The organism is Paenibacillus puldeungensis (assembly GCF_042678945.1).
Lineage (GTDB): Bacteria > Bacillota > Bacilli > Paenibacillales > Paenibacillaceae > Fontibacillus > Fontibacillus puldeungensis.
In genome coordinates, this window is the sequence record NZ_JBHTLM010000018.1 from 39,875 (window position 1) to 54,664 (window position 14,790).

Annotated in this window: 14 protein-coding genes; 7 read left to right on the plus strand and 7 right to left on the minus strand. The window is 47.1% G+C overall.

The genetic code is table 11. From position 1 onward, the window contains the following. Window positions 1-17 precede the first annotated feature (17 nt). The 4 genes from ACFQ3W_RS20145 to ACFQ3W_RS20160 all read left to right on the plus strand — a co-directional run bounded on the left by ACFQ3W_RS20145 (window position 18) and on the right by ACFQ3W_RS20160 (window position 3,325). Window positions 18-1,085, plus strand: coding sequence for a DUF4183 domain-containing protein (locus ACFQ3W_RS20145; protein WP_379321030.1), 1,068 nt, complete (start codon window positions 18-20; stop codon window positions 1,083-1,085). Window positions 1,086-1,161: 76 nt separating this feature from the next. Then, window positions 1,162-1,578: a metallothiol transferase FosB gene (gene fosB, locus ACFQ3W_RS20150; protein WP_379321031.1), complete on the plus strand. Its 417-nt coding sequence runs from the start codon at window positions 1,162-1,164 to the stop codon at window positions 1,576-1,578. A 174-nt stretch (window positions 1,579-1,752) separates the two neighbouring features. Beyond that, the gene (locus ACFQ3W_RS20155) at window positions 1,753-2,649 is read left to right on the plus strand and encodes a radical SAM/SPASM domain-containing protein (protein ID WP_379321032.1); all 897 of its coding nucleotides are present in this window, start codon (window positions 1,753-1,755) and stop codon (window positions 2,647-2,649) included. A 109-nt stretch (window positions 2,650-2,758) separates the two neighbouring features. Next, a complete protein-coding gene (locus ACFQ3W_RS20160; RefSeq protein ID WP_379321033.1) occupies window positions 2,759-3,325 on the plus strand; it encodes a GNAT family N-acetyltransferase in 567 nt (188 codons plus the stop codon). A 15-nt stretch (window positions 3,326-3,340) separates the two neighbouring features. Here ACFQ3W_RS20160 and ACFQ3W_RS20165 read toward each other — a convergent pair whose 3' ends face one another. The 5 genes from ACFQ3W_RS20165 to ACFQ3W_RS20185 form a co-directional block, all read right to left on the minus strand. Next, entirely contained in the window at window positions 3,341-4,192 is an 852-nt protein-coding gene (locus ACFQ3W_RS20165) for a 1,4-dihydroxy-6-naphthoate synthase (protein WP_379321034.1), read from the minus strand. Next, entirely contained in the window at window positions 4,186-4,830 is a 645-nt protein-coding gene (locus ACFQ3W_RS20170; RefSeq protein ID WP_379321035.1) for a futalosine hydrolase, read from the minus strand. Before ACFQ3W_RS20170 ends, ACFQ3W_RS20165 begins: the two co-directional genes overlap by 7 nt. A gap of 32 nt (window positions 4,831-4,862) precedes the next feature. Then, window positions 4,863-5,873, minus strand: coding sequence for an NADPH dehydrogenase NamA (gene namA, locus ACFQ3W_RS20175; RefSeq protein WP_379321036.1), 1,011 nt, complete (start codon window positions 5,871-5,873; stop codon window positions 4,863-4,865). Window positions 5,874-6,060: 187 nt separating this feature from the next. Beyond that, window positions 6,061-6,252, minus strand: coding sequence for a hypothetical protein (locus ACFQ3W_RS20180; RefSeq protein ID WP_379321037.1), 192 nt, complete (start codon window positions 6,250-6,252; stop codon window positions 6,061-6,063). Next, on the minus strand, window positions 6,249-7,403 hold the full coding sequence (locus tag ACFQ3W_RS20185; RefSeq protein WP_379321038.1) for a DUF4062 domain-containing protein: 1,155 nt from the start codon (window positions 7,401-7,403) through the stop codon (window positions 6,249-6,251). Before ACFQ3W_RS20185 ends, ACFQ3W_RS20180 begins: the two co-directional genes overlap by 4 nt. A gap of 266 nt (window positions 7,404-7,669) precedes the next feature. Between ACFQ3W_RS20185 and ACFQ3W_RS20190 the strand changes: the two genes are divergently transcribed. After that, window positions 7,670-8,266 carry a nitroreductase family protein gene (locus ACFQ3W_RS20190; RefSeq protein ID WP_379321039.1) on the plus strand — a complete coding sequence of 199 codons (597 nt, stop codon included), beginning with the start codon at window positions 7,670-7,672 and terminating at the stop codon, window positions 8,264-8,266. Between the two features lie 220 nt (window positions 8,267-8,486). Then, window positions 8,487-9,998: a glycoside hydrolase family 43 protein gene (locus ACFQ3W_RS20195; protein ID WP_379321090.1), complete on the plus strand. Its 1,512-nt coding sequence runs from the start codon at window positions 8,487-8,489 to the stop codon at window positions 9,996-9,998. Window positions 9,999-10,003: 5 nt separating this feature from the next. Here ACFQ3W_RS20195 and ACFQ3W_RS20200 read toward each other — a convergent pair whose 3' ends face one another. Further along, a complete protein-coding gene (locus ACFQ3W_RS20200) occupies window positions 10,004-10,864 on the minus strand; it encodes a helix-turn-helix domain-containing protein (RefSeq protein ID WP_379321040.1) in 861 nt (286 codons plus the stop codon). A 277-nt stretch (window positions 10,865-11,141) separates the two neighbouring features. Here ACFQ3W_RS20200 and ACFQ3W_RS20205 point away from each other — a divergent pair, with 277 nt between their 5' ends. Continuing rightward, window positions 11,142-12,842: an ABC transporter substrate-binding protein gene (locus ACFQ3W_RS20205; RefSeq protein WP_379321041.1), complete on the plus strand. Its 1,701-nt coding sequence runs from the start codon at window positions 11,142-11,144 to the stop codon at window positions 12,840-12,842. Between the two features lie 80 nt (window positions 12,843-12,922). Here ACFQ3W_RS20205 and ACFQ3W_RS20210 read toward each other — a convergent pair whose 3' ends face one another. After that, window positions 12,923-14,728 carry an SgrR family transcriptional regulator gene (locus tag ACFQ3W_RS20210; RefSeq protein WP_379321042.1) on the minus strand — a complete coding sequence of 602 codons (1,806 nt, stop codon included), beginning with the start codon at window positions 14,726-14,728 and terminating at the stop codon, window positions 12,923-12,925. Window positions 14,729-14,790: the final 62 nt, after the last annotated feature.

The window sequence follows — 14,790 nt, forward strand, 5'->3', positions numbered from 1 at the left end:
GGGGGAGGGTATGCCGAATGGGTAAACGCGCGGCCATTGCTATACGGAAGGTGATCGTGGTCAGAAAGGGCAGAAGAAAAAAGCTTAAGGTTCGCTACTTTTTCGTACCTTGGAAAAATCGAAGTGTGCGTAAGCGCTATTGTCTTTGCTTGAAACGGGTCTGCCTGGAGAAGCATAGGAAAGGGAAGGTACGACGGCATCCGGAGGGACGCCCGCAAAAAAGGCGCCGGCGTCATGGTACGCAGTGGTACTTAGGGTATCGAGGCGGCCTCCGCGGTCCTCAAGGACCTACTGGACCACAAGGGCCGGTAGGCGAGCGCGGAGCGTGGGGTTTAGCAGGACCGCAAGGGCCGGTAGGCGAGCAGGGAGTAGCGGGACCGGCGGGACCGCAAGGGCCGGTAGGCGAGCGCGGGGCAGTGGGCCTGGCAGGACCGCAAGGGCCAGTGGGCGAGCAGGGAGTAGTGGGACCGGCGGGACCGCAAGGGCCGGTAGGCGAGCGCGGAGCGTGGGGTCCAGCAGGACCACAAGGGCCGGTAGGCGAGCGCGGAGCGTGGGGTCCATCAGGACTGCAAGGGCCAGTGGGCGAGCAGGGAGTAGTGGGACCGGCGGGACCGCAAGGGCCGGTGGGCGAGCAGGGAGTAGCGGGACCGGCGGGACCGCAAGGGCCGGTGGGCGAGCAAGGAGCAGCGGGTCCGGTGGGACTGCAAGGGCCAGTGGGCGAGCAAGGGGCGGCCGGTCCAGCAGGGCCGCAAGGCCCCGAAGGGCCTCCAGGACCTCCAGGCGGAGCCATAGCTGTAACTCCAAGCGTTTTCAGGTATTTTTATTTTCCAGCCGCCGATTTACAGGGATCCGAGGTCCTTTCTGCCAACCAGTTCACAGATGACAAGGGGAACTCCATCAGTCAATTTTCCGGTGTAGGAACAAATGCGTATGCTAACTTGTTTATTAACGGAATGATTCAGGAGGGCAGACTGTTCCAAATCAGCGAAGATGCTTTGACGCTGGAGCTGGGACAGGATATCATATTAGCGGGAACCCCCATAATTGTTGAGAATGTCCAAATCATAGCAGTTGCCGCGCTATAATCCTATGATCCTCACGATAATAGAACATAGCCAGCGGTCAACTGTCCATTTTGATTTAAAGTCAGGAGGCCATAGTTTGAAAATCAAAGGCATAAATCATTTTTGCTTTTCCGTTTCAGATTTGGACAAATCAATCGTTTTTTATGAACAAGTATTTGGAGCTAAGATATGTGTGAAAGGGCGAAGCTTGGCTTACTTTGATTTGCAGGGGCTCTGGATTGCTTTAAACCAGGAGGATGTTCGGCGGGACGAAGTTAACCGTACTTACACCCATATTGCGTTTACGATCGAGGAGGAAGACTTCGAGCCCTTTCTTAACCGACTCCAAGAACTTAAGGTTAACGTATTGCCGGGACGAGAAAGAGATATCCGTGACAAGAAATCCATCTATTTTTTAGATCCCGATGGACATATGTTTGAGTTCCATAACGGAACGCTTGCGGACCGGCTTAAGTACTATAAGGCTGAAAAGCCCCATATGACATTTTTCTAAATCTGCAGGGGGAAGTAGGCTGACCGGGTTATCAACAAATTTCATGTTGGGATTCGTTCGTTTTTAAGATAAAATAAGACAAAGGTGGCATGTGTGACACATGTCATAATCATCCAAATGATGATGCCCTGACAAAACGATACAAAATAAAAAGAGAAGTAGGCCCAACTCAACATGAAAAAGTTTAAAAAATTTTATATCGAAACGACCAGTATTTGCAACTTGGCCTGCAGCTTTTGTCCGCCAACGCAGCGTCAGGCACAATTTATCAAAATCCAGGATTTCACGAAAATATTGGATGATATCAAGCCACATACGGATTACATCTATTTTCACGTCAAAGGTGAGCCGTTACTGCACCCGAAAATCGATCAATTGCTCGATATCGCCCAGGAAAAAGGGTTTAAGGTGAATATTACAACAAACGGCACTTTAATTCCGAAGGTAAAGCATAAACTGCTTGGCAAACCAGCTCTTCGCCAAATGAATTTTTCTTTGCACAGCTTCGATGGTCACGAAGGTTCTACCGACCGGGAGGGGTATATTCGAAACATATTATCCTTTGTACGTGAAGCTACCTCGGTGTCTGATTTAATCGTCTCATTTCGGCTGTGGAACTTGACGAAAGACAATGAAACGAATTTGCAGCGCAGCCGCAACCGGGCCACTCTTGAGATGATCGAGCAAGAATTTGGACTCGATTATCGGATTGAAGAAAAGGTGGTTCCGGGCAGTGGCGTGAAATTGGCGGAGCGCATTTACCTCAATCAAGACCACGAGTTTGCGTGGCCGGATTTAAAGGCGGAGGAAGACGATGGAAAGGGCTTCTGTCACGCGCTTCGCAATCAGGCGGGAATTCTTGTCGATGGAACAGTTATTCCTTGCTGCTTAGACGGTGAAGGGATTATAAATCTGGGTAACGTACACCAGACGCCGTTCTCGGAAATCGTGGAGGGCGAGAGGGCGAACCGGCTTTATGAAGGTTTCTCACGTCGTGAGGCTGTTGAAGAGCTGTGCCGAAAGTGCGGCTATCGGCAGCGTTTTGGCGGCGGAGTGCATAAAGACTTATAAAAGAAAAATTGTATAAACGACAGGCTATCTTAGTTTACTCAGTAAATTTCGATAGACCTGTCGTTTGCTTATTAAAGTTGAATCATCTAAATAAAAAGGGGGATTGGATATGAGTATTTCGATTAGAAAAGCAACGCTCGAAGAAGCAGAAGATATTGCAAAAATACATGTTTCAAGTTGGCAAACCACTTATAAAGGAATCATGGATGCAGATTTTTTGAAGCAACTCAGCGTAGGAAAGAGAACTGAATTGTGGGTAAAAAACATTCAGCGTGAGGGGGATATCGTACTTGTGGCGTCTTTAAATGGGGAGCTGATAGGTTTTACTTGCGGTTCTCATGTTAAGGAAGGCGAATATGAAGAATATGACGGTGATGTGACCTCTATTTATTTCTATAAGGATTTTCAGGGTCAGGGGTTTGGAAAACTCCTTATGATTCGATTGTTTGAAGAATTTATGGAAAGAGGGTATCAAACAGCCATTGTGAAGGTCTTGGAAAAGAACAAAGCCTGTTTATTTTACGAGGCCTTAGGGGCAAAGTTGATTGATACGCAAGTTATTCCCATACCCGGTGGAGAAGCAACGCTTTTTACATATGCATGGGATGATATTAAACCTTTCAGAAATGAAATGAGCCATGAAAAAAATGACCCCACGAATGAGGTCAATGTTTAGCTAAAAAAGATTCTATCACAAGCGTAATCCCAGTTTGGCGTGATCGATTTTTGGAACAAGCCCTTCGGCAGCGGCACGGTCTAGCAATGCGGTTACCGCTGCATAGCCGTCGTCTCCCAAGTTGGCAGTGTATCTGTTCACATAAAGATTGATATGGGCTTGCGTTACTTCCGGAGACATTTCCTGCGCATGGTTCATTACATATTCAGCAGAGGCTTCCGGATGAGCCCATGCGTATTCCACGGACTTCCGTGTCCAGCGAGCGATAGCCGACAGATCTCGCGATCTGCGGGCAATGATGGCTCCAAGCGGTATCGGTAGACCGGTATCCGATTCCCACCAGCTGCCCAAATCCTGAAGTATTTGGAGCCCATAGTTTTGATAAGTGAACCGGGCTTCATGAATGACCAGGCCAGCATCAATTTCACCGCGCTCCACAGCCGGCATGATTTGGTCGAACGGCATAACCACGATTTCACCGACCCCGCCAGGAACGTGGGATGCGGCCCATAGTCGGAATAACAGATAAGCGGTGGAACGTTCGCTAGGCACTGCCACCCGCCGTCCGGACAACATAGACGGGTCTGCGGCTTTTTCTGGCGGACCAGCCGTTAGCACCAGAGGCCCACAGCCGCGGCCAAGTGCACCGCCGCAAGGAAGAAGAGCATAATCATCCAGGACCCAGGGCAATGCGGCGTATGAAATTTTTAGTACTTCAGGTCCGTTTCCTGAAGTAGCCAGTCCGTTCGTAATGTCAATATCCGCATATGTAACGTCCAGTTCAGGCGCACCTTCGAGCAGTCCGTGAACCCAGGCATGAAAAACGAAAGTATCATTAGGACATGGGGAAAAAGCGATTTTTAACATTTCAGCACCTCCGGTAATAAAGAGCAGGCTTGTTCCAAAGCCAATAAAGCCTTATCGATTCTCCACAAATCACGTTGACGAGGTCCCACTAAATTTGAAATGGCGCGAAGCTCCATAATAGGAATGCCTAACTGCCTTGCAGCTTCTGCCACGCCGAATCCTTCCATAGCTTCCGCCGCGGCGCCAGAAATTCGCTGCGAAAGTTCTTCGGCGGTTTCTGCGGTACCAGTCACAGTGGACAAGGTCAGTACGGGGCCGTAATGTACCGCTAGTCCGGCGTACTTAAGAAGATCCAGCCATCTGATGGATAAATCATACTTCACAGATATTCGTGAAGAACCGAACCCAAGTTCCTCAACGCTGACAAAACCCTCCGGTGATTCGGCTCCTAAATCGGCCGCGATGATATCACTTGCCACTACAAGCGATCCGATGTCGGCTATACCCGGAAAGCCTCCACCTATCCCTGCGCTAATGACCAGATCATAGTGTGATCGTGCCAGCTCGGCCGCCGTGGCTGCAGCTGCTCCTGCGGGTCCGACCCCGGCCAGGCGCACCTCGAATCCATCACTGGCTCCGAGCCCACGAATAACAGCTTCTCTTTCGGCCTCCACTGCCGTCATAATAAGCACTTTCATAAGACAAAACTCCTTGCTAAGCTTAATGATGATTATGCTCTTTTGTACTGGGTAGGGCGTTCCAGTGTGATTCCCATTTCCTTTGCCGCCTCATAGGGCCAATATGGGCTGCGAAGTAGGGCACGACCAATGAATATTAAGTCTGCACGCTCGTTTCCAAGTATTTCTTCCGCCTGCAGGCCGCTATTGATCAGACCGACTGCACCAGTCGCTATTCCAGCTTGGCTGCGAATTTGATCGGATAAATTTACTTGATATCCTGGGTACAGCTGAATGGATGCCGGAACCACTCCGCCTGAGCTGCAATCCACAAGATCAATGCCTTGATCCTTCATTCTCCGGGCATAATCAATATATTGGTCGAGCGTATTCCCCTTAGGATCATATTCATTGGCCGATAGGCGCACGAAAATAGGACCGTCCCATTCCGCTTTTACCGCGTCTATAATCTCTCCAAGCAGCCGATAGCGGTTGTCCGCACTGCCGCCATATTCATCTTCCCGATGATTGGTTACCGGTGATAAAAACTCATTTATTAAATAGCCGTGAGCACCATGGATTTCGACAATATCAAACCCGGCTTCTTTAGCACGGCGTGCTCCATCCCGGAAAGCTTGAATGATTCGTCCTATGTCTTCGAGGTCTGCAGCTTTCGGCGTTTTCATTCCCTCAAAAGGAATAGCCGATGGTGCGACAGGCGTTTCATTCAGATTCGCTTTTCTCCCGGCATGGGCAAGCTGGATAGCTGCCTTGGCGCCATTTTGGTGAATGAGGCGTACCGATTCTTTTAATCCCGCTATATGTTCATCGCTCCAGATGCCGAGGTCCTTGTAGGAAATTCTTCCTTCAGGAAGAACAGCTGTGGCCTCCAAAACGATGAGACCAACACCACCGACGGCCCGGCTGGCGTAGTGAATAAGATGCCAATCGTTAATCTTTCCATCTTGCTGCTCAGAGGAGTACATGCACATGGGGGACATGACTATTCGATTTTTGAGAGTAACCTGCTTAACCGTAAAAGGTGAGAACAGTTTGGTATTCATTCCTACACTCCTTTGTCTTTATGGCGCAAAGTGTCGCAGTCACGACCATTTTCTATGGTAGACCATGCCAATCGAAGAAACAAGTATAAGCATGATATAGCCTTGATTTCAGAGAATGTCTCCTAACAAAAAACCGCTTCGGATCAGCAACATTAAGTTGATCCGAAGCGGTTATCTTAAATCATAACTATGCCCTTTTGCTCGCTTGCGTAAAACGATCTTTGATCTGCTTGCTGCTCTTTTTCATCGCGGTTCTCTGCTCGCGTAATATTTGTGAAGAGTTCTTATCGGAAGGAGCAAACAGCAGTGCTTCTTTCGGCTGAGAACCGACGGCTTTGGAGACAACTCCGTTCTTGGATACGAAAACTCCGCTACTCAAGATTGCATCCCTCCCAAGCACAGCTTGATAAACTGTATCATTAATGGATTTTTACTCATTATAGCATGATTGGCACATTCCTTGTAGCGGATAAACCTCCTGTAATCCCAAGAGGGATCGGCGGGGAAATGAAGAGTTAGCACGTATTCATTCGACCTGATACAGTAATAGAAAATGCTTTTGGCTTCCTTAAAAAAGACCTGTTCCTGTTGATTGCCTAAATGATAAGTAAGTACCGTATAAGAGCTTTGATTGCTTAGATCATAATATGGCTCCCCGGAAGCATCCCCGGCCTTCGCGACCAGATGGAGCTGATCCTCGGACCTTTCATAAAGCGTAGCGGCACAGCAGTCCTTGTAATAGCCGACCTGTTCACTAGTATATTCACCATAATGATGTTCGATCATACCACCGCCCAAGCGAGCCATAATCTGCTTAAGGAAATCCTCTGGTTGCCGTAGTCCGGTGATCTGCAAGGCGGGTAATACATCGGCAATGAACTCAATGGCCTCGTCGAACTGGTCCAATCTTTCATTGTTCTGCTGAATTGATTCCGCGAGGGGAAGGAGCAGGGAGCCTCGTCTCAGCAGATCGCTAAAGTAGCTTCGCCATTCGATAGGAACGCCGAGCGATAGATCGTCAATGTAAATTCCCCGCATCGTGATGTCGTAAAGCAGATACCAGGTATAAGGATCAATATGCTGCGGGAGGTTATTTTCACCTGCGAGCGCATTCATCATTTGCTGCGGGGAAGGAAAACGCTTCTCCTTGGAGATATACCGGTCAATGAACGGCTCGATTAACCGCTTAACGCTGCGAAAAAAGAACGATTTAACTTCCACATCTCCAAAGACGAGAATCGTTTTTCGCTGATCGTAAGCTTTGATAAATTCCAGATGCGTAATGGTTCGCTCCGCTTTGGTATCATAGGTTCCGGCTTTACCTCCGATAAACAACAAATATATGTCGCATTGCTCCACCGCATCCAGACATTGGCTGACTGGATCAGTAGATGCTGTCCACGGACCAATGTTTTCCTCCCACATGATCGGCTCGTGCCCAAGAGAGACGAGCTCTCGAAATACGGTTTTTCGGAGTGGCTTTAAGCCATCTTCATTAACGGAGCTGATAAAAATTTTGGTTTTTGCCACAGTACGAAACACTCCCGGATCAGCACAATTAGCATTTTTACCATTATACTCCAGAATTGATATATTGAATATCTCTGAAAATGTAATTAAATTTTTTTTGGATTGATATTGAATTTGTGATTTTTTTCATGTAATATATAAAACGTAGTCGCTGATAAAAAGTTAGCTAGTGTGATATTGTTTGTTTATGACGATGTAGCCAAGGGTAAATTAAGTAGTAGATGGTCAATTAATCAAAACTATAATTTGAAGGAGAGAGTTTAAAGATGAGTAATTTTTTGAACGATATTAAAAAGAGACGCAGCATTTACGGAATCAGCAAAGATACTACTGTATCTGAGGAAAGAATTGAAGAAATCGTTAGTGAGGCTGTGTTACATACTCCTTCTGCTTTCAATTCACAAAGCGCCCGCGTCGTTGTGCTTTTTAACGAACAGCATGACAAACTGTGGGATTTGACGAAGGAAACGTTGAGAAAAGTCGTTCCTGCAGATGGTTTTGCATCTACTGAGGAGAAAATGGAAGCATTTAAGAGCGGCCGCGGTACGGTTCTGTTCTTCGAAGATCAATCCGTCATTGAGGGGCTGCAAAAGCAATTCGCACTTTACGCAGACAACTTCCCGGTTTGGTCGCAACAATCCACCGGCATGCTGCAATTTGTAGTGTGGACTGCACTGGCTCAAGAAGGGATCGGCGCTTCTTTGCAACACTATAACCCGCTGATCGATGAACAAGTTAGTGCAGAATGGAATGTACCATCCACGTGGAAGCTGCTCGCACAAATGCCATTTGGCAAAATTGTTGCTCCAGCCGGAGACAAGCAATTTGCTCCGCTTGATAGCCGCCTGAAAGTTTTTAAATAATTCAAAGCCTGGTTCTTCTGTTATCCATCGAAATAGCGTTTGGCATTAAAAATGCCAAACGCTATTTTTTGTGCAGTTCGCGATTGATCAAGGTCTAAATCATGCTATATGCATGACTTGAAAATCAAGGTTTAGTTCCGGCTTGTGAAATAAAATGGTGAGTAGCTTCACAAGTGAAATTCAGAACTAAAATTTGGCATGAACAGGAGTGTAGACCTTGATGCAGTATACCAACCCCATAATACCCGGCTTTTATCCCGATCCCAGCATTTGCCGGGTGGGCAACGATTATTATTTAGTTACTAGCTCGTTTGAGTATTTTCCTGGTGTCCCTATTTTCCATAGCAAAGATCTTGTAAATTGGCATCAGATTGGACATTGCCTGACGTCAAAACGGCAGTTGCCCCTTGATAATGCGTGGAGTTCAGGCGGAATTTTCGCGCCAACCATTCGCTATCATTACGGCTGGTTTTATATGACGACAACTAACGTAAGCGGTATCGGAAATTTCTTTGTTAAAGCCAGACAGCCGGAGGGACCATGGTCCGATGTGATCCCCGTTGCTCAAAACGGCATCGATCCCTCTCTTTTGTTCGATGATGACGGCCGCGCGTACTTTCAATCTACTCGTTCGGGCGATCAAGGAGACGGAATTTATCAATGTGAAATCGATATCGAGACGGGAGCAATGTTGACGGAGAGCCGTTTAATCTGGAAGGGTACAGGAGGGGCGCATCCCGAGGGCCCTCATCTTTACAAAATCGATGGCTATTACTATTTAATGATCTCCGAAGGCGGAACCGAATACGGCCATATGGTAACGATCGCAAGAAGTACGGAGCCATACGGTCCGTATGAATCCTGTCCACATAACCCGATTCTTTCGAACAGGAGCATGAAGAGCAGTATCCACGCAACTGGGCATGCGGATCTGATTCAGATACAGGATGGCACTTGGTGGGCTGTCTGCTTAGGAATCAGACCGGTCTCTTATCCAATGCGTCACCATCTGGGTAGAGAGGTTTACCTTGCACCTGTGACCTGGACGGCTGATGGCTGGCCAATCATCGGGAATGGCGGACGTATCGATCCGATTATTGAATCACCCAAATTGCCTGAAGCTAGGTGGCCACAACAGCCTGTTCGAGAAGACTTCAACAGCTCACAGTTAGGCCTTGAATGGACATTTTTGCGAAATCCTGCACCCAATAGCTGGTCATTACTGGAGCGTCCCGGATATCTTGTACTGCGGGGAAATAAGACTTCTTTGAATAAAACAGGCTCACCTGCCTTTGCTGGGCACCGCCTTCGCCATCTAGCCTGCCATGTTGCGACAGCAATGGAATTTGAACCGGTGAATGCCGGTGAGGAAGCTGGCTTAACCGCTTATATGAACGAAAGATATCATTATGATCTTGCTGTACGTTTCATGGATGGACGCAAGGTAATCATTTTCCGGAAAACAGTCGGTTCACTGAGGGTAGAAGAAACTAGAGATTGTCCACCAGGACCTGTTGAGCTGATGATCGAGGCCCTGCCAGAACAATTGAAGTTTTCCTTCAAGCAGCGTCCATCGACAGTCGTAGAAATGGGATGGGGAGAAACGCATCTGCTTTCCACTGAAGTTGCCGGCGGTTTTACGGGAGTGATGATTGCCATGTACGCTATTTCCGAATCCGGGCAAGGGGCACCTGCATCATTTGACTGGTTCGATTATGAGCCGCTGGAGTAAAACGGTTATCTCTTATTCCGGTATGATTTTGGCGTCATGCCATACGTTTTTTTAAATTGACGTGCAAGGTAATTACTGTCGCTAAATCCACATTCGTAGGAGATTTGGGTCACTGAAAGGCAGGTCTCTTTTAATAGTATGCATGCACGTTCTAAACGAAGTCGTTGAAGATAAGCGATCGGTGTCGTTTGATAATAGGAGCGGAAGATTCGGTTTAAGTGCCTTACAGAGATGTCTGATTGGTCGGCTATTTCCTCCAAAGTAACAGGCTCAAGATAGTGGTCTTCGATGTAGGAGATCGCATTCGCTAAATGCATCAGACTGCTATCTATGCCTTTTTCCTGGTTGTCATATTGTCTGGACAAATAGACGACGAGCTCCATAAAGCGGGAAGTGAGCATGGTTTGATAGCCTTGAAGCTTGTTATGGTATTCCTCGATCATAACAGAGATCAGGGAGTTCACGTACTCCAGACTTGAAATCGATATATTTAGCTTGCTTTCATAGGTATGAATACTGCGGTAAAACGGCTCCAAAATAAACAGCGCTTGAAAGCCGTTGGAAGTTCTTAGATCGGGCCCTGCAGACCGAAGCATCTCAGGTTTATACATGATGTTACAGATTTTGAAATCAAAAGGTTCTTTATAAGCGTGCACGGTTCCGCCATTAATGACGAAGACATTGCCCTTCTTGATAAATGAAACTTCGTTATTGACAACATGCGTTGCATTTCCATTTAGAACGATAACTAGCTCGGAGAAGTCATCATGTTTATGAAGAGACGTATCTTCATTATGTCCGCCGTACTGAATAAAAAAGGGAAATTGATCATCTGTTGTAAACCAGTTCAAATACACGTTGTTCATAAAATTGTCCACCTGACCATGAAAGGTTTGATGTCTATATCATGCTATAAAGTTGGCGGGAAAATCAAGGTTTTGCCTAAATTTGCGAACTAAAATGATATCTGAATAAAGTGGAATCTGCTGGGAAGGTAGGGCACATTTGGTGGCGGTTGAAAAAGTCGTTCACAATTGTAAACGTATTCAACGGGACTGTTTGTATCGAACCGGATGAAAAGGATCATCTCAATCCCAGTGGTTTCCTGATTAAAATGCCAAAAAAATGAAGGGGGAAATGAACATGATAGGAAACGGGGCAAAAAAGTTTGGTTTGCTGCTTCTGGCCGGTCTACTGCTCATCGCATCAGGCTGCAGCAGCCCGGGAAGTAAAGCTGGGAATTCCACAGGGGCTAGCGGGGATGATAAGAGTCCGATCACATTCACGTTTTTTGGTGCTGATGCAAATCCGAACTGGAACAACATGCATGATGACGTGGGTAAGGAAATTACGGTCAAAACAGGCGTTACCCTTAACGCAGAATTTGATGTGGGCAGCGGCGGCGGACAGGACAAAATCTCTTTAATGGCAGCGAGTGGCGACTACCCGGACCTTATTTATGCCAAAGGGGAACTTGGGAAACTGGTGGATGCCGGAGCTGTCATTGATCTAACGGACCTCATCGATAAATATGCGCCAAATATTAAAAAAGTCATGAGCAAAAACATGAACCGCATGAAATATAGTAAAGATGAAACTGCGATCTATTCCATTCCAACCAATATCGGCGTTGACCAACGGGTTTTTGATGCGACCAGTGGTTTTCAAGTTCAGTTTCGTGTATTAAAGGAGCTTGGATATCCGCAAATCAAAACAGTTCAGGATTTTGAAAACGCACTCAAAAAATATGTAGCCAAGCATCCGACAACGGATGGTCAGCCAACCATTCCTCTTACGTTAAATGCTGACAGCTGGAAAATCATGATTACAGTAACAAATCAAGCGGCCTTTACAACAGGCGCTCCCGGGGATGGTGAATACTATGTAAACCCCGATACTTATGAAACTACGCTTCACTACAAACGTCCGGAAGAAAAAGAGTATTTTCGCTGGCTGAACCACATGTACAATGAAGGATTGCTGGATAAAGATTCTTTTGTACAAAAAGAAGATCAGTATAAAGCGAAAATCGCAAGCGGACGTGTGCTGGGCCTTACTTCCGTGGATTGGGAATACCAGGATGCCGAGAATGCTCTGAAGACCGCAGGTAAAGACGACTACACCTACGGACACTTCTCGGTTACGCTGAACGAACAATACAAGGATCATACGATGCAATCTTTCGGCGTTGATGGTTACGGGATCAGTATCACAACCGCTTGTAATGATCCGGTCCGCGCCATCAAGTTTATTGACTGGTTATCTTCCGACGAAGGCCAGGTGCTAAGAAGTTGGGGAATAGAAGGCAAACATTATAAAGTTGAGAACGGAAAACGTGTCATTCCAGAAGAGATCCTGGATAAGAAGGTGAATGATGCGGCTAATTTCTCCAAAAAAACAGGTATTGATATGTATTCGGTCTTTGGAGTTCGTTATGGGGATGGTGTCAAAGATTCAACGGGCAACTATTATACAACCAAGTTCCCGGAACAAATCATCGCCAGTTACTCAAACGCCGAGAAGGAAACTTTAGCCGCTTATAAAGCAAAGACCTGGAAAGACCTGTTCCCAAGTGAAAAAGACTTCCCTATAAAAGAATGGGGAGCGCTGTACAATATGCAGGTGCCAACGGACGGAGACTACCAAGTTATTTTCCAAAAAACGCAGGATATCGTTCGCAAGCGAATCCCGGAAGCCGTTCTGGCGAAACCGGCCGATTTTGATAAAATTTATGACGCCTTTATTGCCGAATTGAACGCGACCGGTGCGGAGAAAATGGAGAAAGAGTATACCGAGCTTGTTAAAGCTAGGGTAGCCCTTTTCACAGGCAAAGATATTAAATAAGCGGATGAATAATCGATAAAAAGGCACGGCTTTTCAGATTATTGAAGAGACCTGTGCCTTTTTTGTATTTCTGCTCGTTTTTACACCGCCGGATGTGGGGAGGTCAGCCAAATTTCTTTGAAATCAATCCATCCGAGATTGTTGATCGCCACGCCTTTGATGGAAGGATGAACATAAATGTTAAGCAGTCGGTGTACAAGAAATAGCACTTGAGCCTCTTCTAGCAGACGGTGCTCGATTTGCTGCAGTAAAGCACGCCGCCGTTCCCCCGAAGGCGAAGCCAGCACCTCATTAACAATCCCATTCATCCATTGTCTTAATTCTTGGGGCATATGCTGATGTATGGAGCTGTCTTGCTGCAGCAATGATTCCAGCTCGCATACTTCGTCGTCAGCAAACACCAGGGTCGTAAGAATACCATCAGCATCTTTGGAAATATCTGCAGTTTGCGCCATTTTAGTTTTATCGCAGTACTCAATTTCCACAGGAATGCCGATGGAAGCACATTGGGTGCGAATCCACTCTATATCATCTCGTTCCGTATGGCTAGTGACGATCCTAATTGGCTCTCCTTTATACCCCGATTCCTCCAGCAGCTGCCGGGCGGCCGCAGGATCATGGCGGTAAAAGGCAAGCGAGGGGTCGCCTAGAGGGATGAAGCTGCGTGCCGGATATCCGGGCTTGCCTGAATGGGCGATCATTCCTTGACGGTCGATCATCAGATTGACTGCCTGGCGGAAAGACAGAGACTGATGCGGACCCTTTTTATTACGGTTCCAGGTGATCAGACTGCAGCCTTTACAGAGCGTTTCAATCTTCTGCCAGTCGCATCCGGCTTTTGCCGGAAGGCGGGAATCATTACCGATCAGTTGCTCCCACTTTAATCTGGAGGAGTTCGGAATATTATCAGGTAGAAAAACGAGTGAAACCCCGTCCAAATAAGCTCTGCCAAGAAAGTAAGTAGGGTTCACATCCAAATCCATCCGATTGTCGCTCCAATGCGATAGACGGAAAGGTCCTGTTCCGCTGGGCAGTTGCCAATACGCATTCGGGTCACGGCTCAGCAGGTCGGCAGGAACAATGGACGCACAGGAGGAGCAGAGCAAGCGGGGAAGCAACCAGTTGGGCTGTGTAAGTACCATCTTTACTGTTCTAGGATCAACGGCTTCTACTCGGTCCATGGTGCTGAGCAGCCAATCATTCATCGATTCGTTATGGAGCCGATTAAAGGTGAAGGCGACATCTTCCGCCGTTAGCTCTTTTCCGTGATGGAAACGGACGCCTTTCCGTAAATGGAATGTCCATTCCGTAGCGGCTTCATTATGGTCCCAGTGGTGAGCAATCATTGGGTTGACTTGCCCCTGGTCGGAGTCATACTGGACGAGCCGGTCGAACAATTGCCGGACCAAATGCGCATCAAATCCGTAAAAGAGTTTGGCCGGATCGAGCGTTAACGGTGCACGGTATACCGGAAGGCGAAAAATATCTTTGCAGCTTTTCCCTGCGGTCAGCTGTTCAACTCCAAATTGATCGTTCAGCCAATGGATGAAATTCTCCAATACAGCTTTATCTTCTTCTTGCTGATGAAGAAACTCGAATGCCTCTCGGTATTCGCCTTTTTTTGCCAGTCTTTGAGCAAAGTCGAGCAGGAACGATTCACGGTTTACTTGAAAAATAAGGCGGGAGCGATGTCCACGGCCCCGTCCTGGGGACCACTGGATTAAGCTTTCCTCCTGCAGCTTGCGGATAATCAGCTTTACGTTTCGTTCTGTGCAATGAAACAGATTCGTCAAATCCTCAAGCGCCACTTCGACTTCTCTAGGCTCTGAGATATTCGGAACGGAATAATGGTTTAATAGTGCAACATAACGTTCGGCCGTTAACAAGGAACTTCACCTCCAAAGCGTTTTCTATGAAATCCCGTTATGTTTAGGGAATAAAAGGGGAA